Here is a 23,421-nt window from a genome sequence, read left to right as displayed (position 1 = left end):
GGCGGCGATCCCGTCCCGCGTCATGCGGTTCAAGAAGCACCACCCCTACGCCCGGCCAGCGCGGCGGCGAGCTCGATCCGATCGTCGAACGGCAGCACCGCGCCGTTCACCTCCTGGCCTCGTTCGTGTCCCTTGCCTAGTACGGCAACGACGTCGCCGGGACCGGCTAGCCGTACCGCCTCGTCGATGGCGGCCCGACGGCCCGCCACTTCGATGATCTTTGCATTCGCCCCGGCCTGCTCCGCACCCCGCCTGACCGCGGCGCGTACGGCGGCCGGATCCTCGGTGCGGGGATTGTCGTCCGTGACCACGACGACGTCCGCGCCACGCGCCGCGGCCGCGCCCATCAGCGGGCGCTTGCCCGTGTCGCGGTCGCCGCCGGCGCCGACGACACAGACCAGGGAGCCGCCGCGGGCGGAGGCGACGTCCCGCAGCGCGGTCAGCGCGGCCACGATCGCATCCGGTTTGTGGGCGTAGTCGACGATGCCGGTCACATCGCCCGGGGAGTGGACCCGCTCGAGGCGGCCCGGCACACCGGGGCAGGCCGCGATGCCGTGTGCGGCGATCCGCGGTGCGATGCCGGCCGCGACCAGCGAGGCGAGCGCGAGCAGCGCGTTGGCGACGTTGTGCCGCCCGGGCAGCGCCACCCCGGCCGGCACTTCTCCGTCGGGGCCGTGCGCGGTGAAGCGCTGGCCGGCGGCGTCACCGCGGATGTCCGTGGCGAACCAGGTGGCCGCCGGGTCTCCGGACGCCGAGTACCCGATGGTGTGCGGCTTGACGAGCGGTCGCAGCGCCGGGTCGTCGGCGTTGAGCACCTCGAAGCGGCAGCGGCCGTCGAAGAGCTTCGCCTTGGCCGCGAAGTACTCCTCCGCGCTGGCGTGGAAGTCGAGGTGGTCCTGGCCGAAGTTGGTGTACCCGCCGACGGTGAAGCGGACGCCACCGACGCGGCCCATCACGAGCGCGTGGCTGGACACCTCCATCACCACCGCGGTGACCCCGCGCTCCACCGCGACGGCGAGCATGGCGTGCAGGTCGGTGGCCTCCGGAGTGGTCCGGGCGCTCTTCACCGCCAGGTCGCCGAGGCGGGTCTCGACCGTGCCGATCAGGGCGGTGGTCAGCCCGGCGGCGCGCAGGCCCGCGTCGGCCAGGTAGGCGGTGCTGGTCTTGCCCGCCGTGCCGGTCAGCCCGATGACGGTCAGCTTCGCGGACGGGTCGCCGTAGATCGCTGAGGCCGTCGTGCCCAGCACCGCGCGGGGATCGGACACCGTCAGGACGGGCAGCCCGGCGGCGGCCGCGGTGTCGCGGCCGGCCGGGTCGGTCAGCACGGCGGTGGCACCCGCGGCGGCCGCGGCCGTGGCGAACTCGGCGCCATGCCGGCGGGTGCCGGGCAGCGCGGCGTACAGATCGCCGGGACAGACCTCGCCGCTGGCGTGCGTGACGCCGGTGACCGTGGCGTCCGCGCCGGCGAACTCCGCGTCGACCAGCGCCGCGAGGTCGGCCAGCCGGAACGACCTGGCGGTCTGGGGACGGGGAATGCCGGACACGGCGTCAGACCCTACCCGCTCAGGCGGATCCGGCGACGAACCCCATCCGCGTGGCTCACTCCTTCCACCGGAACGTCGGCGGCTTCGTGCCCGACGGGGGGACGCGGTAGTGCAGCAGCGCCGATCCCATCATCTTGCTGAAGGCCGGCGCGGCGATGACGCCGCCGGTGCCGTTCGGGACGTCGGCGAAGACGCCGACGACGAAACGCGGCTTCTCGGCCGGCGCCATGCCGATGAACGATCCCGCGTTGTGGTTGGTGTACTGGCCGTCGACCAGCAGGCTGCCCGTGCCGGTCTTGCCGGAGACCCGGTAGCCCTCGACCTTGGCCGCTGTGCCGGTGGCGCCCTTGGAGTCGACGACCGCCTCCATCATCTCGCGCAGGTCGCGGGCCACCTGGGCGTCGAGCACCCGGTGCGTCTCCGGCGGCGCGGCGGGCGTGACCGTACCGTCGCGTCCGGAGATGGTGGCCTTGATCAGGTGCGGCTGGATATATACGCCGTCGTTGGCGATCGCGCCGTAGCCGGCGGCCATCTGCAGCAGGGTCGCGTCGACGCTGTGCCCGATCGGCACCGAGCCCCAGGCCGAGCCGCTCCACTCGTCCGGGTGCAGCAACCGGCCGGACGCCTCGCCGGGCATGCCCTCGTTGGTGGGCCGGCCCAGACCGAACTTCTGCTGGTACTCGTACAGCTTCTCCTTGCCCAGCTTCTGGCCGATGCGGATCGAGCCCACATTCGACGAGTACGCCAGGACCTGCGGAATGCTGAGCTTCGTGCCGCTCGGGAAGGGATGCGTGTCGGTGAACAGCTTCCCGCCGAGCCGCATCCCCTTGCCGACGACGATGTCGGAGTTCTTGTCGATGAGGCCTTCCTGCATGGCCGCGCCGATGGTGAACGCCTTGTGCGTCGAGCCCGGGTCGGAGATCACGCTGGAGACCGCGTCCTCGCGCTCCTTTGGCATGAAGTCGCGCGGCTTCTGGGCGTTGTAGGGCGGGTAGCTGGCCTGCGCCAGCACCTCGCCGGTCTGCACGTCCAGGACCACCGCACCGGCAACCGTCGCGTTGATCTTCTCCATCCGCTGGCTGAGGTAGCGCTGCACCTCGAACTGCAGGTCCCGGTCGATGGTGAGCTGGAGCGACGAGCCCGGCGCGGCCGGCGTCTCGCGGCGGTAACCGCCGGGGATCTCCTTGGCGAGGTCGCCGCGCCCGGTCTCGTACACCTTGAGGCCGTTGGTGCCGCGCAGCAGCTCGTCGTAGCGGGCCTCGATGCCCTCCAGTCCGGTGTGGTCCTCGCCGGTGAAGCCGATCAGGTTCGCGGCCAGATCCGCGCCGGGCACGTCGCGACGCTCGTCGCGCCGGGACCCGATGCCGGCCAGGTTCAGCTTCTCGATCTTGTCCGCGACCGCGATGTCGACGCCACGGGCCAGGAACTCGAAGCGGGACGCGCCGCCGCCGGGGCGCTTCTTCTTCGCCATGAGCCTCACCAGCTCGGACTTCGGCACGCCGAGCAGCGGCGAGAGCTGCGTCGCCGCCTGGACCGGGTCCTTGACCAGCTCCGGGTCGGCGTAGACGTACCGGGCCTCGACGCTGTGCGCCAGCACGGCGCCGGAACGGTCCAGGATGCTGCCTCGCGGTGCGGCCAGCACGACCTCGGTCAGCCGGTTCTTGCGCTGCTCCAGCAGGCTCTGCGCGGCGGCCGGTGAGTCCATGACCTGCAACACGACCAGCCGTACGCCGATCATCACGAACAGCGCCATTGCCAGCACCGTGCCCAGCCGCAACCGCTTGGCGCTGTTGGCCAGCCTCGGCGGCTCGGCCGGGACGGCCGGCTTGGGGCGCCGGTCGCCGATCCGCGGCGGGGCGGCGCCGGGTCGGGTCCCGCCCGCACGCCGTGGCCCGGGGGTCCGGCGATCCCGTCCCGCCTCCGTGCGCCCGGTGGAGACCCGGCGCGGGTTGGCGGTCGGCCGACCCCGGCCGGCACCCGCGGTCGTGCGCGTCGGCTCACCGCGACCCGCCTGAACCCGCCCGCGGTCCGCTGTGCGGCCGGTCCGGGTCGACCGGTCGCGCCCGCCCGCCTCCCCGTCGCCGGTCTCGCGTTCGCGTGCCGACTGCTTGCCGCCCCGGGCGGTCTCCCCGCCAGGTGCCGCGTCCCGCCCCCGGCCGGTCCGCCGGGAGCCCGCGTCGTCCGTGCCACGGCGGTTACGCCCACGGGTGGTCTCCGCGTCGCCGTCGTTGCGGCCACGCCGCTGCGGCGGAAGGTCCTCCTCGGCGTCCCGGCGGCGTTCCGGCGCCGGCCGCCCGCCGTCGAGCACCTGCAACGCCGGTCGCACCTCGCTGTTGCGGCCGGCCCGCGGCGACCGCGTGCGCTGGTCGCCCTCGCGAACGGTCCGGCCGCGCGGGGTGTAGGCCCGCGCGTCGCCGATGCCGCCGAAGCCGCGGCTCGGCTCGCCCTCGCCGGAAGTCTGGTCCTCAGAAGATGCGCCGCGCCGGGGGGCGCGGGCCCCGCGCGGCGGGAGCGTGGAGGGCGGCGTCACCGCGCTACCGCCCGGCTGCGGGAAGCGTGCCCTGACCCGGCACAGCCTGACCCGGCACAGCCTGACCCGGCACAGCCTGACCCGGCGTCACGTCCCGGGTGGTGGCGTCCTGGGTGGACGCGCTGTTGCCCGCCGTGGACGCGGGCTTTTCCGCGGGCTTGGCGGCCGGGTCCTGGGCGGTCACGGCCTTCGGCCCGCTGCCCGGCTTCGGCACGCCGAACACCTTGCCGTCCGGCAGCCGGATGTAGGCCGGCGAATCGGCCTTGACCAGGCCGAGCCGCCGCGCGGCCACGTCCAGGCTGCCCGGCATGTTGTTGGCCGCGATCTCGTTCTCCAGCGCCTGCTGGCGCGCGTTCAGATCGGCCTGCTGCTTCTCCAGCGTGTCGAGCTTGAACGAGTTCTCCGCCGTCTTGGTGTTGATCAGCAAGACGCCCAGCACACCGGCCACGACGACCGCCACCACCAGCGCGATGAACGGCGCCCGCGGCGCGTTGATCGGTGCCGGCGGCGCGACCCGCAGGCGCGGCGGCGCGGCCGTGTCCCGCTGCTGCTCGGCGTCGAGCTTCAGCGCGGTGGTCCCCTCGATCGGGAACTGACGCGCCCCCCGCGTCGCTCCCAACGTGTCGGCCGGCGTGCGCCGGCCCTTGTCCACTCGCTCCGCGGTCCGGCCCCCCGACCGCGGCGCAGTGGTCATGCGCTCGCTCAATGTCCCTCCCCCTCCTGGCGTTCCCCCGGGCGTCGCCGCCCTCGTCCCCCGTGCACGGACATCCGGGGCCGTTCGCGGGCGGCCCCGTGTCCCTGGTCCTTGTCGTCGATCCGCTCCGCGGCGCGGAGCTTGACCGACGCGGCGCGCGGATTCTCCGCAACCTCCGCCTCCGTGGGCGGTTCCGAGCCGCGCGTCAGCAGCCGCAGGCTCGGTCCCGTCCCGGGCAGCTCGACCGGCAGGTCGATCGGCCCGGTGCTGCGCGCCCTCTCGGCCAGGGCGCGCTTGACGATCCGGTCCTCCAACGACTGATACGACATGACTACAAGGCGCCCCTTCGGGGCCAAGTGGTCCAGCGCGGATGGCACCGCCGACTCGAGCGCGGTGAGCTCCGCATTTACCTCAATACGTAGTGCTTGAAACGTTCTTTTCGCGGGATTTCCACCCGTCCGCCGCGCGGCGGCCGGGATGGCGTCCCGCACCAGCTCGGCGAGCCGGGCGGACGAGACGATCCGCGCCTTGGCCCGCTCCCGCACGATCGCCGAGACGATGCGCGGCGCGAACTTCTCCTCGCCGTACACCCGCAGGATCCGGACGAGCTCGCCCGGCTCGTAGCCGTTGACGACCTCCTCCGCGGTAGCGCCCCGCGACTGGTCCATCCGCATGTCGAGCGGCGCGTCCTTGGCATACGCGAAGCCGCGGTCCGCCTCGTCGAGCTGCAACGAGGACACGCCCAGGTCGAAAAGCCCACTGTGGAAAACCGGGCGCCCGAGGTCCGCGAGGACCTCCGGGAGCTCGTCGTAGACGGCGTGGACCAGATGGACGCGATCGGCGAAGCGCTGGAGTCGGTGCCGGGAGTGCGCGAGCGCCTCCTGGTCCCGATCGAGTCCGATGAGGACCGCGTCCGGATACCGCTCCAGCACGGCCTCGGCGTGCCCGCCCAGGCCCAGCGTGAAGTCGACGTGCACCGCACCCGGACGGTCGAGCGCGGGGGCGAGCAGCTCGAGGCAGCGCTCGAGCAGCACCGGCACGTGCGTGCCGCGCGGCTCCCCCATGTCGACCCCCATCGTCCTGCTCTTTCCCGCGTGCCACGCGACCTTGCCCGAGCCGCGTCCGATCGTCTTCCGTACCGCCAGATCCCCATCCGCTCGTGCCCGTTGCCATCGGGCGCGCCCCACCGGACACACGCCTGGCACCGGGGAAGAGGCGCCAGGAGCGGGAGCGGCTGGAGATCTCGCAGTACGGCGGCAGCGACGTCCGGACCGCATCGGCGGCCGACAGGTAGCCACGCCTACAGGCCGCCGGGCAGCACCCCCTCTTCGATGTCGGCGAAGTCGTCCTCGCTCGCCGAGAGGTACTGCTCCCAGGACTGTCTGTCCCAGATCTCCACTCGCGTACTCGCACCGATCACCACGAGTTCACGGTCGAGAGCCGCGTATTCCCGCAGGTGCGCCGGGATGGTTACCCGGCCCTGCTTGTCGGGGATCTCGTCGTGCGCACTGGCGAAGAACACCCGGCTGTATGCCCGGGCGGCCTTGTTGGTGACCGGTTGGTCGCGCAGCTGCCCCGCGATCCGCTGGAATTCCGGCATCGGGAACACGTACAGGCAACGTTCCTGCCCCTTGGTGATCACGACACCTCCCGCCAGCTCGTCCCGGAACTTCGCCGGAAGAATCAGCCGACCCTTGTCGTCCAGGCGCGGGGTGTGTGTGCCGAGGAACATCGGCCAAACCCCCCTGCCCTGTGGCGCCGCTTATGGAATGTCTGGTGCGGTCCGCCGGTTCGCTCGGGCCGGCAGGTCCGCTCCGGCCTGCCACTGCGCTCCACTCTACTCCACTTCCCTCCACTCGCAACCGGAATCGGCCCGTCTGCGAACCGGATTCGCGGATGAATGCGCACGTCAGACGCGGTGGAGCCGGGGTGGAGGGTTTGCCGCCTCCGATCATGGTCCACTTTCCGACAAGCCGCCCAGTCGGGCACGAAACTCCACCGAAAAAGGACGTTCCGCACGCGCGAAACGCCCTTGGGGAGAGAAGTGGAGGAATCGTGGGGAGCGAAGTGGAGGAAATGAGCGACCGCGCGAAGCGACAACGACAGTGGGGCGCGACCCGAACCGGGTCACGCCCCACTGAACTGTCGTACTGCTTTACCTTTACCGCATCGCGTCAGGCGGCGAGGCGCCGAACGACGTAGTTGTTGCTCCAGATCTTGTGCTTGCCGACCGTCATGCCCGGACGCGGCGAGTCGTACATGTAGCCACCGCCCGCGTAGATGGCGGCGTGGTAACCGTGCGAGCCGTTACGGAAGATGATCAGGTCACCGACCTGCTTGTTGCTCTTGCTGACCTTCTTGCCGTATTTCTGCTGCCCGTTCGCGCTGTGCGGCAGCTTCTTGCCGACTGCCTTCTTGTAGACGTACTTCGTGTAGCCCGAGCAGTCGAAGCGGTTGGGCCCGGATGCGCCGTAGCTGTAGCGGGCGCCCCGGTGCTTCTTGGCCTCGGCGAGGATCTTCGCGCCACCGGACCTGACAGTGATCTTGACGGCCGAGGAGGTGTTGGGCGCGACCCCGCTCTGGCCCTCGTAAGACGTGCGGAACCACATCGTCTTGCCAGGCTTGGTGGTGAACGTGACCATTCCCGAGGAATTCTTCCGTCGGTCCCAGGTCTTCCACTTGCCGTTGACCTTCGACTGGAGACGTACCCAGCCGCGGACCAGCTTCTTGCCGGTCCTGGGGTCGATCAGCTTCGTGGTCACGCGGACCTTCGAGCCCCAGTTGACCGTCCGCTTGCTGTACGAGGCGGTGATACGGGGCTTGACGGGCTTCGCCGAGACCGCCGTGACGACGGGAGCGGCGGCGGCGACTGCCGGTGTGGCGACCAATTGGCCGGCGCAGAGGCAGAGACCCAGGGACAGTGCGACGGTTCCGGTGCCGGTGGACATGCGGCGGCCCCGGCTCGAACTGCGTTCGTGCACGGTAGATGATTCCCTCCGGCACGCCTGCGAGGTTAGCTGTCGGGTTCGGGCGGGAAGGTGTGCCCGGCCGCCGGATGGCGACTTCACCCCAAGGTCCGCCGGGTCTCGCGACCCGGTGCGGACCGGATATGGGTCCCCCGTCCCTGCCCCCGTATGCCTGTGTGGTTGTGCGCGTACTCGTGGTCGTACCGCCTGGATCGGGGCAGGGCTCGGCGTGATCCGTGCGGTGCGAGCGGTGGGCGGTCGCTCACCGGCACACCCTGCCTACCGGATTTCTCGATCCACCGCATGCCCCCGCATCGTCACTCTTCGTATTTGGCACAGTGGACAGTGTCCGGTTTGAGACCGGGCTGTGACATATGCCGCCACAATGCGTGTGTGCCTGATTACAGTCAGGTGAAAGTTACGGGTGAAACAGAACACATAAAAGGCGAAGGCACGTCTGATCATGGATGGGAGCAATGTCGGGCGAATGCCCCCGCAAACCTTCTCACCGGCCCAAACACCACTCTGGACGACCAAAGCCGATCAACCGTTCGGCCGATCGGCCGCCGGACGGACGGTGTCGCACTCGCGGCCACTCGACGTAGTGTCCGTTTCCGGTACCCTCGTCGCCGTGACGGACGGGAAATTGCCCTTGCGGGCCAAGCTTGCGACCTCCGTGTCGCGCACGGCCGCGGCCCTCTCACGGGCCGCGGGACGAGGCGACGGCTCGGTGATCGGGGGCTGGATCGGCCTCAAGATCGACCCTGACCTGCTGCGGAACCTCGCCGCCGGCCGGGCGATCGCGCTCGTGTCGGGCACCAACGGCAAGACCACCACGACCCGCTTCGCCGCCGCGGCGCTCGGCGTCCTGGGACCGGTCGCCACCAACTCGTTCGGCGCCAACATGCCCACCGGGCACACCTCCGCGCTGGCCAAGGCCGGGTCGACCCCGTTCGCCGTCCTCGAGGTCGACGAGCATTACCTCGCCCAGGTGATCAACGAGACCAACCCGCGCGTGGTCGCCCTGCTCAACCTCTCCCGCGACCAGCTCGACCGGGCCAAGGAGGTGGCGATGATGGCGCAGATGTGGCGCACCGCCCTCGCCGCCCACCCGGACGTGCACGTGGTCGCCAACGCCGACGACCCGATGGTGGTCTGGTCGGCGGTCAACACCGCGCACGTCACCTGGTTCAGCGCCGGTCAGCGGTGGACGGACGACTCGTGGGTCTGCCCCGAGTGCGGCGGCTCCATCCAGCGCGCGAACGGCGACTGGTGGTGCACCGGCTGCCCCCTGCGCCGGCCCCAGGCGCAGTGGACGGTCGAGGACGAGGGTGTGCTCGACCCCAGGGGCGACTGGCACCTGGTCAAGCTCCAGCTGCCGGGCCAGGTCAACCTCGGCAACGCGGCCACCGCGCTGGCCCTCGCCGCGGAATTCGGCGTACGCCCCATCGAGGCCGTCCCCCGGCTCGCGAGCGTGGCGTCGGTCGCCGGCCGCTACGCCCAGGTGGAACGCGACGGGCGCACCATCCGCCTGCTGCTGGCGAAGAACCCGGCCAGCTGGCTCGAGGCCTTCGACATGGCCGAGCTGGCCCCCACACTGCTCTCCATCAACGCCCGCGACCCCGACGGCTTCGACACCTCCTGGCTCTACGACGTCGACTTCTCGCCGCTGCGCGGACGGCCCGTCCTGATCACCGGCGACCGCGCCTACGACCTCGCGGTCCGGCTGGAAGTGAACGATGTGGCCTTCCGGCACGTTAAATCCTTCGACGAGGCACTCCGGGCCACTCCGCCGGGCCGCCTCGAAGTGATCGCCAACTACACGGCGTTCCAAGACATCCGAGCGGAGCTGGACCGTGTCAACTGAGCCTTCCCGCGGCGGAAAACCGAGGACAAATCGTGACTGAGAGCGTGCTACGCATCGTCTGGATCTATCCGGACCTGCTGTCGACCTACGGCGACCGGGGCAACATGCTGATCCTGGCCCGTCGGGCCCAGCTGCGCGGCATCCCGGTCGAGACCTACCAGGTCCGCTCCGACCAGCCGATGCCCACCACCGCCGACATCTATCTGATCGGCGGCGGCGAGGACGGCCCGCAGGCGCTGGCCGCCCAGCGGCTCATCGCCGACGGCGGCCTGCACCGCGCGGTGGCCCAGGGCGCGGCCGTGCTGGCAGTCTGCGCCGGCTACCAGCTCTTCGGCACCTCGTTCTCCGCCAAGGGCGCCACCTGCGCCGGGCTCGGCCTGCTGGACCTCAGCTCCGACCGGGGCGAGACCCGGGCGGTCGGCGAGGTGCGCGGCGACATCGACCCGCGGCTGGGCCTGCCCCCGCTGACCGGCTTCGAGAACCACGGCGGGCGCACCCACCTCGGCCCCGGCGTCACACCGCTGGCCCGGGTCACCGCCGGCATCGGCAACGACGGTCAGACCGAGGGCGCGTGGCACGGCAAGATCCTCGGCACGTACGCGCACGGCCCGGCGCTCGCCCGCAACCCAGCTATAGCCGATCTGCTACTGCGTTGGGCGACCGGCGCGGATAGTCTTCAACCGCTCGACGACACCTGGGCCAACCGGCTCCGGGACGAGCGGCTCGCGGCAGCGGGCGCCGTATGACCCGAATCCACGCCTGACCAGAAGTTCTCCTGGACCGACGAGAAGTAGGGGCGGTACGCCTGCATGACTGACTCCCTGATCGCCCCGCCGGGCGCGCCGTCTCCCGCCGCGGACCCTCAGGCCAGCCAGCAGACCCCGGACACGCCGATCGGGTGGCGCCACCGCCTCGCCCGCTTCGGCGTCCTCGCCGCCGTCGTCGTCGCGCTGGGCGCGGCCGCCGCCGCTCTCCCGCTCCAGTCGGTCGCCGACTCGGTGCTGTCCCTCGGCCCCGCTGCCGCCGTCGCCGTCGCCGTGGTGGGCGGGCTGCTGCTGTCGGTGCTGGTGCCACGGACGGCGATCACCCTCGCCTGCGGCGCACTCCTCGGCCCGGCGACGGGCGCGGCCGCCGCGCTGGCCGCCGCGGTGATCGCGGCGATCGCCACCTACTACGCGGGCCGCTGGGCGGGCCGGGGCGTGCTCGGCGCCAAGGCCGGCGGCCGGATGGCCCGCCTCGACGGCTGGCTCAACCGCCGCGGGCTGGCCGCGGTGCTGCTGGTGCGTTTCCTCCCCCTCGCGCCGTATGGCCTGATCGGCTACGCGTACGGCACGACGTCGGTCTGCCGCATGCGCTACCTGCTCGGCACGACCCTGGCCGCTGTCCCGTCCGCGGTCTCCTACGCCGTGATCGGCGCCGCGGTGACCTCGCCTGGCTCGATGAGCCCGCTGACCCTGGCGCCGGCCGCCATCGGCTTCGGCCTGACCACCGCGATCGTCCTCCGCTGGCGCCTGGCCGCCCGCCGCACCGCGGCCGTCGCGGCCGCCTGAGACCAAACAGAAGGGCCCGCCGCGCACCTGCGCGGCGGGCCCTTTTCATGACCAGGGTCAGACGAATGCCCAGGGTCAGACGACGACGCTCACCAGGCGTCCCGGGACCACGATGACCTTGCGGGGCTCGCGGTCCCCCAGTGCCTCGGCGACCGCGGCCAGCGCAGCCTCCCGGACCTCGGCCTCGGCCGTGTCCGGCGCGACCTCGACCCGGCCGCGCACCTTGCCGTTGACCTGCACCGGGTAGGTGACCGACTCCGCGACCAGCTGGGCCGGGTCGGCGACCGGGAAGTCGGCGTACGCCAGCGTGCCGTCGTGGCCCAGCTTGCGCCACAGCTCCTCGGCCAGGTGCGGCGCGAACGGCGACATCATCAGCACCAGCGGTTCGACCGCCTCGCGCGACGTCGTCTCCATCGGCGTCAGCGTGTTGGTCAGCTGGATCAGCTTGGCGATCGCCGTGTTGAAGCGCAGCTCGTCCATGTCCTCGCGGACGCCGGCGATGGTCTGGTGCAGCGCCCGGCGGGTCTTCGGGTCCAGCGGGGTCTCGGTGGCCCGCACCTCACCGGTCGCCTCGTCGATGATCAGGCGCCACACCCGTTGCAGGAAGCGCTGCGACCCGACCACCGCGCGGGTGTCCCAGGGGCGCGAGACGTCCAGCGGGCCCATCGCCATCTCGTACACCCGGAACGTGTCGGCGCCGTACTCGTCGCACATCTCATCCGGGGTGACGACGTTCTTCAGGCCCTTGCCCATCTTGCCGTACTCGCGGACGACCTCCTGCTCGCCGTAGTACCACTTGCCGTCGCGCTCGACGACATCGTCGGCGGGCACGATCATGCCGCGGGCGTCGCGGAAGGCGTACGCCTGGATGTAGCCCTGGTTGAACAGCTTGCGGAACGGCTCGAAGGACGAGACGTGGCCCAGGTCGAACAGGACCTTGTGCCAGAAGCGGGCGTACAGCAGGTGCAGGACCGCGTGCTCGACACCGCCGACATACAGGTCGACGCCGCCCGGGTCGCCCGGACCCTGCGGGCCCATCCAGTAGGCCTCGTTCTCCTTCTCGACCAGCGCCTTGTCATTGCGCGGATCCAGATAACGCAGCTCGTACCAGCAGGAGCCGGCCCACTGCGGCATGGTGTTGGTCTCGCGGGTGTAGGTCTTCGGGCCGTCGCCCAGGTCCAGCTCGACCCGCACCCAGTCCTTCTTGCGCGACAGCGGCGTCTCCGGCTCGCTGTCCGCGTCGTCCGCGTCGAAGGTGCGCGGCGAGAAGTCGTCGACCTCCGGCAGTTCGACGGGCAGCATCGACTCGGGCAGCGCGATCGGCAGGCCGCTCTCGTCGTAGACGATCGGGAACGGCTCGCCCCAGTAGCGTTGCCGGCTGAACAGCCAGTCGCGCAGGCGGAAGGTGGTCGCGCCCCGGCCGTGACCGTTCTCCTCCAGCCAGGAGATCATCGCCGCCTTCGCGTCGGCGACGCCCATGCCGTTCAGCCAGTCGCTGTTGATCGCCGGTCCCTCGCCGGTGAAGGGTCCGTCGAAACCTTCCGGCGCTTCCACCGTACGGATGATGGGCAGGTCGAAGGCCTCCGCGAACGCCCAGTCGCGCTCGTCCTGGCCGGGCACCGCCATGATCGCGCCGGTGCCGTAGCCGGCCAGCACGTAGTCGGCGATGAAGATCGGGATCGCCGTGCCGTTGACCGGGTTGGTCGCGAAAGCGCCGGTGAAGACGCCGGTCTTGACCTTGGCGTCGGCGGTGCGTTCCTCCTCGGTCTTCGCCGCGGCGGCGGCCCGGTAGGCGGCCACGGCATCGCCGGGCGTCGCGGCGCCGCCGGTCCAGACGTCCTGGGTTCCCTCCGGCCAGGCCGCCGGCACCAGGGCCGAGACCAGGTCGTGCTCGGGCGCCAGCACCATGTAGGTGGCGCCGAACAGCGTGTCGGGGCGCGTCGTGAAGACCGTGATCTTCGTGTCGCCCGCCGCGGGGAAGTCGACGTGGGCACCACGCGACCGGCCGATCCAGTTGCGCTGCATCAGCTTGACCGGCTCCGGCCAGTCCAGCGCGTCCAGGTCCTCGACCAGGCGGTCACCGTACGCGGTGATCCGCATCATCCACTGCTTCAGCGACCGCTGGAAGACCGGGTAGTTGCCACGCTCGCTGCGGCCGTCCGGGGTGACCTCCTCGTTCGCCAGCACCGTGCCCAGCCCCGGGCACCAGTTGACCGGCGCCTCGCTGACGTACGCCAGGCGGTGGTCGTCGATCAGCCCGCGCCGGTCCTCCGGCGACAACGCGTCCCAGCTTCCGCCCGGAACCGACCTCTCACCGGAGGCGAAGGATTCGATCAGCTCGTCGATCGGGCGGGCCTTGCGCAGGTCCGGGTCGAACCAGGAGTTGAAGACCTGCAGGAAGATCCACTGGGTCCAGCGGTAGTAGTCCGGGTCGGTGGTGGAGAAGGTACGCCGCTCGTCGTACGCCAGCCCCAGGCGCCGCAGCTGACCCCGGTAACGCTCGACGTTCGCCTCGGTCGTGGTGCGCGGGTGCGTGCCGGTCTGCACCGCGTACTGCTCGGCCGGCAGCCCGAACGCGTCGAAGCCCATCGGGTGCAGCACGTTGTAGCCCGCCATGCGCTTGTAGCGGGTGTAGGAGTCGGTGCCGATGTAGCCGAGCGGATGCCCGACGTGCAGGCCCGCGCCCGACGGGTACGGGAACATGTCCTGCACGTGCAGCTTGGGCGCGCCCGCGCGAGGGTGGGAGGAATCGGCCAGCTCACCGGCGGGGTTCGGCGCGAAGAAAGTGCCCTGGTCGGCCCAGTATGCCTGCCAGCGCGGCTCGATCTCCGCCGCCATCGCGGCCGTGTAGCGGTACGGCGGGACGTCCGCGTTGGTCTCGGACTCGCTCATCGTCACCATCTCGTTCTTGTTCGGCCTGCCTACGGACACAAAAAAGCCCCCTTCGCAGGAGGGGGCGCCGCGCTGTTTCTCGTCCGCGGACGAGCAGCACGGCTAGCTAAGAAGCAGGAAGGCACGGGCCATGGGCCGATGATACCCGCCCCGCTTCGCCCCTCGTCGAGCGGTATCGTCCTGTCCGTTTCGTAACCCATCCGATATGCGGCTCTGGTTGACCGCGTGCCGAAATGGGGCTCAACGCCCCACTCGGCGACATGGTGTGACCGGGATAACCTGTGGGGAACGGGCGGCGGCGCCGGAGGCCCACGGACACCCCGGCCGCCCGCGAACCCTCGGTTCCCTTCCGGTGTCAACACCTGTGAAGGGGCTTGAACGACATGGAGGAGGCCCGTGACAACCCCGACCTGGAACGAGCCCGGCGGTCCGCTGCCGGCTGACGACTTCCGCGCCGCCAGCGAAGCGATCATCGCCAACATCGAGCAGGTCATCGAGGGCAAGAGCGCGACCGTACGGCTCGCGCTCGCCGTGATGCTGGCCGAAGGCCACCTGCTGATCGAGGATGTGCCCGGCGTCGGCAAGACCAAACTTGCCAAGGCCCTGGCCCGCTCGATCGACTGCTCGGTACGCCGTATCCAGTTCACCCCGGACCTGCTGCCCAGCGACGTCACCGGGGTCAGCGTCTACAACCAGGAGACGCGCGACTTCGAGTTCAAGCCGGGCGCGGTCTTCGCCAACCTGGTGGTCGGCGACGAGATCAACCGGGCTTCCCCGAAGACCCAGTCCGCCCTGCTCGAGTGCATGGAGGAACGGCAGGTCACGGTTGACGGCACCACGTACGAGTTGCAGTCGCCGTTCATGGTCATCGCGACCCAGAACCCGATCGAGATGGAGGGCACGTACCCGCTGCCCGAGGCGCAGCGCGACCGGTTCACCGCCCGCATCGCGATGGGCTACCCGGACCCGCGCGCGGAGCTGGCCATGCTCAACGGCCACGGCGCACACGACCCGCTCAACGACCTGCGGGCCGTCGCCGACGCCGCGCTGGTACGCCGGCTGATCGCCACCGCCCGCGACGTGCACGCCTCCGAAGCCGTCCAGCACTACGCGATCGCGCTGGTCACGGCCACCCGTGAGGCACCCGAGATCCGTCTCGGCGCGTCGCCTCGATGCACTCTGCAGCTCATCCGTACGGCGAAGGCGGTCGCGGCGCTGGAGGGCCGCGACTACGTGCTCCCCGACGACCTGCAGGCGCTGGCCGTGCCGGTGCTCGCGCACCGCATCATCCCGACCGCCGACGCGCAGCTCAACCGCCGCACCACGGACGCGATCGTGGCCGAGATCGTGCACCGGCTGCCGCTTCCGCACGACCGCGGCCGCTCGCCGTACGACACCCGCGCCGCGGGCGGCGGGGGCACCCAGTACGAGTCGCGGGGTATCTGACATGCGGGAAGCCCTACGGGGCATGACGACCCGTGGCCGCTCGTTCCTCGCCGCGGCCGGCGCGGCGGCGGTCTCCGCCGTGATCCTCGGCGAGAAGGACCTGCTGCGGGTCGCGATCCTGCTGGCGGCGCTGCCGTTGCTGGCCGCGGCGTACGTCGGACGCAGCCGGTACAAGCTGTCCTGCACCCGGTCGCTGGAGCCGGGCCGCGCGCCCGTCGGCTCCAGCGCCCGGGTCGTGCTGCGCCTGCAGAACATGTCCCGGCTGCCCACCGGCACGCTGCTGCTGGAGGACCGCCTGCCGTACGCGCTGGGCAGCCGCCCCCGGGTCGTGCTGGAACGCCTCGGCGCGCACATGGCGAGCTCCGTCGCGTACACGGTGCGGGCCGACGTCCGCGGCCGCTACCCGGTGGGCCCGCTGGTGATCCGGCTGACCGACCCGTTCGGCCTGTGCGAGCTGACCCGCTCCTTCCCCAGCGTCGACCGGCTCATGGTCATCCCCGAGGTGATCGCGCTGCCCGCCGTGCGCCTGGCCGGCGAGTACGCGGGCACCGGCGACAGCCGCGCCCGCTCGGTCGCCGTGCACGGCGAGGACGACGCCGCCACCCGCGAGTACCGCCGCGGCGACGACCTGCGCCGGGTCCACTGGCGCTCCACCGCCCGCACCGGCGAGCTGATGGTGCGCCGCGAGGAGCAGCCCTGGGAGTCGCGGGCCACCATCGTCCTCGACACCCGGCTCTACGCCCACCGCGGCGACGGTCCGGCGGCCAGCTTCGAGTGGGCGGTCTCGGCGGCCGCCAGCATCGCGGTCCACCTGCGGCACGGCGGATACAAGCTGCGCCTGGTCACGGGTACGGGCATCGACCTCGACGCGATCGAGGCCGGCGGCGAGGGCGCCGTGCTGGACACCCTCGCGGACGTCAAGCTGACCCAGACCGGAGACATCGCCGGCCTGGTCGACATGGTCCGGCGTCGCTCCGACGGCGGCCTCATCATCGGCCTGTTCGGCGCGCTGACCGTCGCCGAGGCCGAGGTGCTGACCGGGCTCCGCGGCAACGGCGCCACCTGCATAGGGTTCGCCATCGACAGCTCCACCTGGGTGACCATGACGCCCACCGACCGGCAGGAGGCGGACCGGCAGCACGCCGCGACGTCGCTGGCCCTGGTCCGCAGCGGCTGGCGCTCGATGCCGGTGAAGCACGGCGACTCACTCGCGGCGCTGTGGCCGGCAACGGGCCGCGGATCCCAGGGCTTCGCCTACCGGGCCCCGATGGCCGAGACAGTGGCGGGCATGTGATGACGGGAGTTCTGCTGTGACCGGGCGACGACGACTCGGGCTGGTAGCCGCGGCGGCGACGCTGCTCTCCGCGGCACCACTGTCGGCGATCTTCGATTCCTGGACCTGGCTGTTGCAGTGCGTCCTCGCGGTCGGCCTGGTCGCCGGGGCCGCGGTGCTGACCCGCAGCCTGCGCCTGCCCACCTGGGCCCAGGTGGTGGGCATGGTGCTGACCCTGCTGCTCACCCTCTCCTGGATGTTCCCCAGCGGCGACGAGCTTCTGTCGCTGATCCCGACGCCGCCGACCTTCCAGCACTTCGGCGAGCTGTTCGTCGAGGCCGGCACCGACACCCGGGCCTACGGCGTACCGGTCCCGGACCGCGACGGCCTGCTCTTCATCGCCACGCTGGGCATCGGCTCGGTCGCGATCGTCGTCGACGTGCTCACCGTGGTGGCACGCCGACCCGCGCTGGCGGGCCTGCCGATGCTGGCCATCTACTCGGTGCCGGTCGCGGTATACATCGACAGCGTCCCGGTCGTCCCGTTCATCGTGGGCGCGATCGGCTTCCTCTGGCTGCTCGTCGCCGACAACGTCGACCGGGTACGCCGGTTCGGCCGCCGCTTCACCGGCGACGGCCGCGACGTCGACGTCTGGGAGCCGTCGCCGCTGGCCGCCGCCGGCCGCCGGCTCGCCATGATCGGCGTCGCCGCGGCCGTGCTGCTCCCGCTCGTCGTGCCCGGCCTCGACACCGGCCTGCTCAACCGGCTCACCCAGGTGGGCGCGGGCGTGGGCGGCGGCGGTACGGGCGGCGGCGGCGGACGCGTCAACCTCTTCGCCTCGCTCACCGGAAACCTCAACCAGAGCGAGACCGTCGACTACATCAAGGTCAGAACCAACGAACCGGACCCGTATTACCTGCGCTTCGGCACCGCGGACCTGCTCACCCCCGACGGCATCGGCAACCGCACCCCGACCGGGCGCCCGATCTCGCGAGGCCTCGACGACCCCAGGCAGAACGGCAACACCGACGGCGGAAGCCTGCAGCAGTACCACGCCGAAGTCGAGATCACGAAGAACTACGCGCAGACCCTCGCCCCGATCTACTCCTCGACCGTCGCCGTCGACGGCCTCGACGGCGCCTGGTCGTACGACCCGAACGCCCAGGTCGTCTTCTCCAACCGTTCGACCACCAAGAACCAGAAGTATTCGTTCGACTACGTCCGCGCCAAGTACACGCCCACGCAGCTGCGCCGGGCCCAGCCGCTGACCATCGACGACCCGATCCGCAAGGAGTTCACCCAGGTCCCCACCGACGTCGAGGTCGAGACCCTGGTGGAGCGCCTGACCAAGAAAGAGGACAACGAGTACGACAAGGTCCTGGCGCTCTATCGGCACTTCTCCCGGGAGAACGGCTTCCAGTACAGCCTGAAGGCGCCCAACCCGGAGGCCGGCGCCTCGGCGATCTCCGCCTTCCTGAACCAGAAGACCGGCTACTGCCAGCAGTACGCGACGGCGCTCGCCTGGATGGCCCGCGTGGCCGGCGTCCCGGCCCGGGTCGCCTTCGGCTTCAGCCGCGGCACCCGCGTCGGCGACGCCTCCGTGATGACCAACCGCAACGCCCACGCCTGGACCGAGGTCTACCTCGACGGCTTCGGCTGGATCCCGTTCGACGCCACCCCGGCGGCGGCGATCGTCGGCTCCAGCCGCTCGGAATGGGCCCCGGACACCGACCGCGTCGACACCCCCTCGGCGACGGCGACGGCCACGGCCGCACCGGGCGTGTCCGGCTCCGCCGGCCCGGGCGGGGCCAACCGCCCCGACCGCGACCCCGACGAGAACACCCTCGGCGCCGCCGACACCGACACCACGTCGGGCGGCTCCTCCACCGGCCTGCTGATCACCGGCCTCGTCGCCCTGGCCGTGGCGCTGCTCCTGGTCCCGGCCCTGCGCCGGATCCTGCTCCGCAAGCGCCGACACGCGGCAACGGCCCCGCCGCCGACAACCGCGGCGGCCACGGCCACAGGCCCACCGGGCAGCGTTGACGTCACCGTGACGACCGAGACGGTACGCGCCCGCGAGGACGCCCACGCCGCCTGGGACGAACTCGTGGACACGATGGTCGACTACCGCGTACCCGTGGATCCGACCGAAACGCCCCGGCACACCGCCCAGCGGCTGATCCGCGAGGCGGAGCTGATCGGCACACCGGCCGCCGAAAGCGCGGTCCTGCTGGGCCACGCCGAGGAACGTGCCCGCTACGCCCGCCGCCCGGTGCGGGGAGAGGGCCTCACCGAGGCACTGACGCAGGTGCGCCGAGGCCTGGCCCGCACAGCACCCCGCGGAACCCGGCTGAGGGCGGTCCTGCTGCCCCCGTCGGTCATGCTCCGCTGGCGACTGGGCCTTGCCGAGCGGTCGATGGGCTGGATGAGCTCATTCAGCCGGGGGCGCGACATGCTGGTCCGCTTCAGCCCGCGCCGCCTGCTGGCGGGACGCACCCGCTGACGAACGGCTCCGGGGAGCCTCAGCCAGGCGCCCCGGAGCCACCGCGCCCGACAGGACCTGCCCGGGTCGGGCGTGCTCGGAGCCGTACACGCCCGGAGCGACACACGCTGAAGCCGGACGTTCGGGGCCTCGCGCGCCCGGGGCCGGGCACCAGTGGCCGGGTAGGCCCGAGACCGCGCCCGCCGGAGACCGCTCGTCCGAGACCCGCTCACGCCCGAGACCCGCTCACGCCCGAGACCCGCTCACGCCCGGGGCCGGCGCACGCCCAGGGCCGCGCACGCCGCAGACCGCACGCCCGAGACCCGCACACGCCTGGGGCCGCGCAGGCCTGGGGCCGCGCAGGCCTGGGGCCGCACACGCCTGGGGCCGCACACGCCCAGCGCCGCACACGCCTGGGGCCGCACACGCCTGGGGCCGCACACGCCCAGGGCCGCACACGCCCAGCGCCGCACACGCCCAGCGCCGCACACGCCCAGCGCCGCACACGCCCAGCGCCGCACACGCCCAGCGCCGCACACGCCCAGGGCCGCACACGCCCGGCGGCAACGCGGATCAACGCGTCCTGGGACGCGAGGCAGTTGAGGAACATCCGGCGGCAGCCAGGCGAAATTGCAATGCTCGGCGAAGACCACCCGACGGGCCAGGCGGGCGAGCAGCGCCCATCGACAGCCGGGCCGGTCAGCCGCGCTCGGCGATGGAGGCCGGTCAGCAGCGTTTAGCGGCGGCCGGGCCGTCGTGTCGTCGTGGGCCGGCGCCGCTCGGTGGTGGCCGGCTCATTGTGGGTGATGAGGCGGCGGATATGGCGATGGCGGCCCAGGTGGCCGCCATCGTGTCGCCGTTGGTCACCGCGTCAGCGGTGGCCCTCGGGGCGTTGGCGCCAGCGGTCTTCGAGCCGGTCGATGAGGCCCGCTTTGCGGGTCTGCCGGGTGCGGCGGGTGGCGGTGCCGCCCACAGCGTGCAGGTCGGGAGCCTGCCCCTTTCGACGGGTCTGCATCGCGAACGCGGCCGCGGACAGCATGACCACGAAGCCGGCGACGCCGAGCGGCGTGTTGCTGCTCACCGTGCCGTAGACAACCAGTGCGAGACCCAGGGCGATCACGAACGCTCCGGCGACCAGCCGGCGTCGGGCGTGGAAGCGCGGGTCACTGTTGCGCACAGCCGAGGCGAACTTGGGGTCCTCGGCAAGCGACCGCTCGATCTGATCGAACAGCCGCTGCTCGTGCTCCGAGAGCGGCACGGCATTCCTCCCCGGGCGCATGTCCGGCCCTCCGGCGGTGGTGCGGGCGGGCCGATGGTGCGAGGCAGCCGACCGGCTGCCTTACCGCAAGTCTACGAGGGGGTTGGCGGGTCGGAAAGCGGGACGACCGTCGAGTGCGGGTGATTTTCGGTCCGGCGGGGATCGGTTCGCCCCAAAAGACTGGCCGGTCCGACGATGGAACGCCCAAACCGGGCCGCCGCCGCGTCGGCCGCGGCCTCCGCCTCGCGCCAGCCGCGCTCCGGCTCACCCAGTGTGAGCTGCCGCGATGCGGTCGCCGCGGCGGCGAGGCCCTCGACCCGGACGCCGACCAGCCGGATCGGCTCGGCCAGACCCAGCGCCTGGAACAGGGCCCAGGAAATCTCGAAGATCTCGCGGGCGACATCGGTGGTCGTCCGCATCGTGCGAGAGCGGCTGACCGTGCGAAAATCGGCGAGCCGGATCTTAATGGACACCGTACGCCCGACGTTGCCGCTCGCGCGCAGCCGGATGCCGACCTTGTCGGAGAGCGCGAGCAGGCTGCGGCGGATCGTCGTCGGGTCGGTGACGTCGATGTCGTAGGTCAGCTCGGCACCGATCGACTTCTCCTCATGATCGGCGATCACCCGGCGCTGGTCGCGCCCCCAGGACAGCTCGTGGAGGTGGGCGGCGGACGCCTCACCGAGCGCACTGCGCAGCATGCGCAACGGCGCGCGGGCCAGGTCGCCGACGGTCGTCAGGCCGAGCCGGTGCAACTGGGCGGCGGCCTTCTCCCCGACGCCCCAGAGCGCGCCGACGGGCAGCGGGTGCAAAAACTCGAGGATCTCGCCGGCCGGGATGACCATCATGCCGTCGGGCTTGGCGCGGGTCGAGCCGAGCTTGGCGACGAACTTGCTCGCGGCGACCCCCACCGAGCAGGTCAGCCGCTGCTCCTCGAAGATCCGCCGCCGGATCGACCGGGCGATCCGCGCCGGACGCCCGAGCAGCCGCTGGGCGCCGGCCACGTCGAGGAACGCCTCGTCCAGCGAGAGGGGCTCGACCAGCGGAGTCACGTCACGGAAGATCCGCATGACCGCCTCGGAGGCGGCCGAGTAGGCGGAGAAGTCGGGCGGCAGGAACACGGCCTGCGGGCACAGCGCGCGGGCCCGCATGCCCGGCATCGCGCTGCGCACGCCGTAGCGCCGGGCCTCGTAGCTGGCCGAGCTCACCACCCCGCGCGGACCCGCCCCGCCGACCACGACGGGCCGCCCCCGCAACTCGGGTCGGCGGCGCACCTCGACGGAGGCGAAGAACGCGTCCATGTCGACGTGCAGGATCGCGCATCCCGCGTCGTCGGCGTCCGGGCCGAAACGCGGGTCACGCCCCTGCCCGATCGCCTGGCTCCGTCCCACGCCAGCAGACTAGCCAGAAGGTCTGACAAAAACCGGCCGGCGACAATGAGGCCGGACGCCACAACCCACCGAGCGCCACAACCCGCCAGACGCCACAACCCGCCAGGCACCACAACCCGCCAGGCACCACAGCTCGACGTCCCGCTAGACGGCGTTGACGAAACTGAGCAGCGGGACCGTCATCTCGGTGGCGGTGATGGAGCCGTGATAGGCCACCAGCCGCGCGACCCCCGGCGGCTCCCACCCACCGGCGAGCACCACGCTGTGATCGAGGCAGACGACCACCACGTCCCCGATGCGCCCAAGGTGCCCGGGCGGCACCGGGCCGTAGAGGCCGCTCTCGACCGCCTCCTCCCGGGTGAGCACCCACGCAGACGAGCCGAGCACCGATCGGTACGCCGCCACGACATCGGCCACAGCGCCGTCCCGGGCGTACAGGTAGCGGACGCGCGGCTCGCCGGCGACGCCCACGATCCCCGCGCTGAGGGCGGGATCGGCGGCGACGTCGACGCGGGTGTCCTGGGGGATGTCGAGCTGCCCGTGATCGGCCGTGACCAGCAGCGCGGCGCCGGATGGCAGCCCGTCGACCAGGCGCGCGATCAGCTCGCCGACGGTCGTCGCGGCGGCGCGCCACGGGTCGGAGTCGATGCCGCAGACGTGACCCTGATGGTCGAGGTCGGGGTGATAGCCGTAGACGAGGCCGGGCTCGGACAGCGCCGCCAGCATGGCCGTGGCGAGGGAACACGGATCACCGGCTCCGGTGAACGCCGCGCCGCGGTAGGCCGCGACGGTCAGCCCGGTGCCCTCGAACTCGGCCTTGGTGACCAGCGTGGTGCGCGTTCCGGCGGCGGCCGCCGTCTCGAACCGCGTCGGGATCGGCTGCCAGGTGGCCGGGTCCGGGTCCGTTCCCCACGCGATGTGGTTGAGCACGCCGCCGTCCGGCCGCCGCACCGTGAAACCGAGGACGCCGTGCGCACCAGGCGGCGCGCCGGTGCCGAGAGTGACCAGGCTGACCGGTGTCGTGGAGGGAAAACCCGAGGTCAGCGTCCGTCCGGGCAGCTGCGTCAGGATCGGCGCGTGCCGGGCGGCGACCGGAATTTGGTACGCCCCCAGCCCGTCGACCAGCAGCACCGCGACCCGGTCGACGCCACCGAGCAGCTCGCCGAGCCCCAGCACATCCGTAGCACCGGGCACCCCGAGCACGGCACTCACGCTCGGCAGCAGCTCCGCGAGACTCCCGAACCCGTATGCGGGCCGCACAACCTCGAGCGCCCCAACACCACCGACCGACCCGACCCCGGACTGGCCAAACCCACGCTGGCCGGCGCCAGGCACGCCAGCGCCAGCGCCCGGCACGCCAGCGCCAGGGCCAGGACCAGCGCCCGGCACGCCAGGGCCAGGCACGCCAGGGCCAGGCACGCCAGGGCCAGGCACACCAGGGCCAGGCACACCAGGGCCAGGCACACCAGGGCCAGGCACACCAGGGCCAGGCACACCAGGGCCAGGCACACCAGGGCCAGGCACACCAGGG

16 protein-coding genes, 1 pseudogene and 1 riboswitch are annotated in these 23,421 nt (G+C 71.9%); of the genes and pseudogenes, 6 read left to right on the top strand and 11 right to left on the bottom strand.

Translation table 11 applies throughout. The annotated features are described in order from the left end of the window. Positions 1 to 29: 29 nt before the first annotated feature. From AB0M36_RS21750 to AB0M36_RS21725, 6 genes and pseudogenes are all read right to left on the bottom strand, one after another. Entirely contained in the window at positions 30 to 1,544 is a 1,515-nt protein-coding gene (locus AB0M36_RS21750; RefSeq protein WP_364160175.1) for a UDP-N-acetylmuramoyl-L-alanyl-D-glutamate--2,6-diaminopimelate ligase, read from the bottom strand. 55 nt (positions 1,545 to 1,599) lie between these two features. Further along, positions 1,600 to 4,074: a penicillin-binding transpeptidase domain-containing protein gene (locus tag AB0M36_RS21745; RefSeq protein ID WP_364160173.1), complete on the bottom strand. Its 2,475-nt coding sequence runs from the start codon at positions 4,072 to 4,074 to the stop codon at positions 1,600 to 1,602. A 187-nt stretch (positions 4,075 to 4,261) separates the two neighbouring features. Continuing rightward, positions 4,262 to 4,768, bottom strand: a pseudogene (locus AB0M36_RS21740) (hypothetical protein); the annotation flags it as partial. Positions 4,769 to 4,776: 8 nt separating this feature from the next. Then, complete coding sequence (gene rsmH / locus AB0M36_RS21735; protein WP_364160171.1) at positions 4,777 to 5,844, bottom strand: 16S rRNA (cytosine(1402)-N(4))-methyltransferase RsmH; 1,068 nt, start codon at positions 5,842 to 5,844, stop codon at positions 4,777 to 4,779. Between the two features lie 224 nt (positions 5,845 to 6,068). Then, a complete protein-coding gene (gene mraZ, locus AB0M36_RS21730; protein ID WP_189201818.1) occupies positions 6,069 to 6,500 on the bottom strand; it encodes a division/cell wall cluster transcriptional repressor MraZ in 432 nt (143 codons plus the stop codon). Between the two features lie 442 nt (positions 6,501 to 6,942). Beyond that, a complete protein-coding gene (locus AB0M36_RS21725; protein ID WP_364160169.1) occupies positions 6,943 to 7,749 on the bottom strand; it encodes a C40 family peptidase in 807 nt (268 codons plus the stop codon). Positions 7,750 to 7,755: 6 nt separating this feature from the next. After that, positions 7,756 to 7,931: riboswitch (cyclic di-AMP (ydaO/yuaA leader) on the bottom strand. A gap of 449 nt (positions 7,932 to 8,380) precedes the next feature. Here AB0M36_RS21725 and AB0M36_RS21720 point away from each other — a divergent pair. The 3 genes from AB0M36_RS21720 (at position 8,381) to AB0M36_RS21710 (ending at position 11,151) form a co-directional block, all read left to right on the top strand. Beyond that, positions 8,381 to 9,601: a MurT ligase domain-containing protein gene (locus AB0M36_RS21720; protein WP_364160421.1), complete on the top strand. Its 1,221-nt coding sequence runs from the start codon at positions 8,381 to 8,383 to the stop codon at positions 9,599 to 9,601. Between the two features lie 29 nt (positions 9,602 to 9,630). Next, entirely contained in the window at positions 9,631 to 10,347 is a 717-nt protein-coding gene (locus tag AB0M36_RS21715; RefSeq protein WP_364160419.1) for a glutamine amidotransferase, read from the top strand. 63 nt (positions 10,348 to 10,410) lie between these two features. Next, on the top strand, positions 10,411 to 11,151 hold the full coding sequence (locus AB0M36_RS21710; protein WP_364160167.1) for a VTT domain-containing protein: 741 nt from the start codon (positions 10,411 to 10,413) through the stop codon (positions 11,149 to 11,151). Positions 11,152 to 11,226: 75 nt separating this feature from the next. Here AB0M36_RS21710 and leuS read toward each other — a convergent pair whose 3' ends face one another. After that, a complete protein-coding gene (gene leuS / locus AB0M36_RS21705; RefSeq protein WP_364160165.1) occupies positions 11,227 to 14,043 on the bottom strand; it encodes a leucine--tRNA ligase in 2,817 nt (938 codons plus the stop codon). 396 nt (positions 14,044 to 14,439) lie between these two features. On the opposite strand from leuS, the gene AB0M36_RS21700 reads away from it, so the two are divergent. From AB0M36_RS21700 to AB0M36_RS21690, 3 genes are read left to right on the top strand one after another with little or no spacing between them, the layout of a single operon-like run. Continuing rightward, positions 14,440 to 15,489, top strand: coding sequence for a MoxR family ATPase (locus AB0M36_RS21700; RefSeq protein ID WP_364160163.1), 1,050 nt, complete (start codon positions 14,440 to 14,442; stop codon positions 15,487 to 15,489). A 1-nt stretch (position 15,490) separates the two neighbouring features. Next, a complete protein-coding gene (locus tag AB0M36_RS21695) occupies positions 15,491 to 16,783 on the top strand; it encodes a DUF58 domain-containing protein (protein WP_364160161.1) in 1,293 nt (430 codons plus the stop codon). Positions 16,784 to 16,799: 16 nt separating this feature from the next. After that, positions 16,800 to 19,265, top strand: coding sequence for a DUF3488 and transglutaminase-like domain-containing protein (locus tag AB0M36_RS21690; protein WP_364160159.1), 2,466 nt, complete (start codon positions 16,800 to 16,802; stop codon positions 19,263 to 19,265). Positions 19,266 to 20,115: 850 nt separating this feature from the next. Here the strand turns inward: AB0M36_RS21690 and AB0M36_RS21685 are convergent. The 4 genes from AB0M36_RS21685 to AB0M36_RS21670 form a co-directional block, all read right to left on the bottom strand. Then, positions 20,116 to 20,502: a DUF3040 domain-containing protein gene (locus tag AB0M36_RS21685; protein WP_189201855.1), complete on the bottom strand. Its 387-nt coding sequence runs from the start codon at positions 20,500 to 20,502 to the stop codon at positions 20,116 to 20,118. Positions 20,503 to 20,594: 92 nt separating this feature from the next. Continuing rightward, positions 20,595 to 21,890, bottom strand: a complete 1,296-nt coding sequence (locus AB0M36_RS21680; RefSeq protein ID WP_364160157.1) for a DNA polymerase IV — start codon at positions 21,888 to 21,890, stop codon at positions 20,595 to 20,597. 144 nt (positions 21,891 to 22,034) lie between these two features. Continuing rightward, positions 22,035 to 23,150, bottom strand: coding sequence for an alkaline phosphatase family protein (locus tag AB0M36_RS21675; RefSeq protein WP_364160155.1), 1,116 nt, complete (start codon positions 23,148 to 23,150; stop codon positions 22,035 to 22,037). Beyond that, positions 23,099 to 23,421, bottom strand: a 323-nt coding sequence (locus AB0M36_RS21670; RefSeq protein ID WP_364160153.1) for a hypothetical protein, incomplete at its 5' end; no start/stop codon positions are given. The genes AB0M36_RS21675 and AB0M36_RS21670, both read right to left, overlap by 52 nt.

Origin of the sequence: Actinoplanes sp. NPDC051346, from assembly GCF_040682215.1 — a bacterium.
Taxonomy (GTDB): Bacteria; Actinomycetota; Actinomycetes; order Mycobacteriales; family Micromonosporaceae; genus Actinoplanes.
Note: the sequence above shows the minus strand (reverse complement) of the source record. Positions and strands in the feature narration are given on the sequence as shown.

What these genes read in the sequence shown, in the direction of transcription:
- rsmH (WP_364160171.1), bottom strand. Translation starts at nt 5,844, where the DNA reads ATGGGGGTCGACATGGGGGAGCCGCGCGGCACGCACGTGCCGGTGCTG.
- mraZ (WP_189201818.1), bottom strand. Translation starts at nt 6,500, where the DNA reads ATGTTCCTCGGCACACACACCCCGCGCCTGGACGACAAGGGTCGGCTG.
- AB0M36_RS21710 (WP_364160167.1), top strand. Translation starts at nt 10,411, where the DNA reads ATGACTGACTCCCTGATCGCCCCGCCGGGCGCGCCGTCTCCCGCCGCG.
- leuS (WP_364160165.1), bottom strand. Translation starts at nt 14,043, where the DNA reads ATGAGCGAGTCCGAGACCAACGCGGACGTCCCGCCGTACCGCTACACG.
- AB0M36_RS21695 (WP_364160161.1), top strand. Translation starts at nt 15,491, where the DNA reads ATGCGGGAAGCCCTACGGGGCATGACGACCCGTGGCCGCTCGTTCCTC.